Annotated in this window: 2 pseudogenes; both read left to right on the top strand. The window is 34.6% G+C overall.

The features are described from left to right. Positions 1–199 (top strand): annotated as a pseudogene (gene deoA / locus SORDD16_RS10035) (pyrimidine-nucleoside phosphorylase); the annotation flags it as partial. Positions 200–218: 19 nt separating this feature from the next. After that, positions 219–448: pseudogene (locus SORDD16_RS10030) on the top strand (deoxyribose-phosphate aldolase); the annotation flags it as partial.

Genomic DNA, 448 nt, shown 5'->3' with positions numbered 1-448 from the left:
CAAGTCTGATGACTTGGACTATGAAACAGGGATTGTTTTTGAAAAGAAAGTTGGAGACTCCGTTCAAAAAGGAGAAATTGTTGCAAAAGTTTATACAAATGGAAAAATTTCTTCTGAACTAGTTACAGAATTTCAAAAATATGTTAAAATAAATGATGGAGTGCAAAGTTTACGAGAAATTATAGAAATTATCTCATAAAATCAGGGAGAATCCGAATATGAAATTAAATAAATATATCGATCATACGCTTTTAAAGCAAGATGCAAGCCAAGAACAAATTGATCGTTTGCTATCTGAAGCGCGTGAGTATGACTTTGCCAGTGTTTGTATCAATCCCACATGGGTGAAACATGCGAAAACAGGACTTGAAGGCTCAGATGTAAAGGTTTGTACAGTAGTTGGTTTTCCTTTGGGAGCAACAACTTCAGCTGTGAAAGCTTTTGAAAC

This window comes from Streptococcus oralis (assembly GCF_001578945.1).
In the GTDB taxonomy this organism is placed as follows: Bacteria; Bacillota; Bacilli; order Lactobacillales; family Streptococcaceae; genus Streptococcus; species Streptococcus oralis_Q.
The sequence above is the reverse complement of the archived record's forward strand: the minus strand, read 5'-3'. Positions and strand labels throughout refer to the sequence as shown.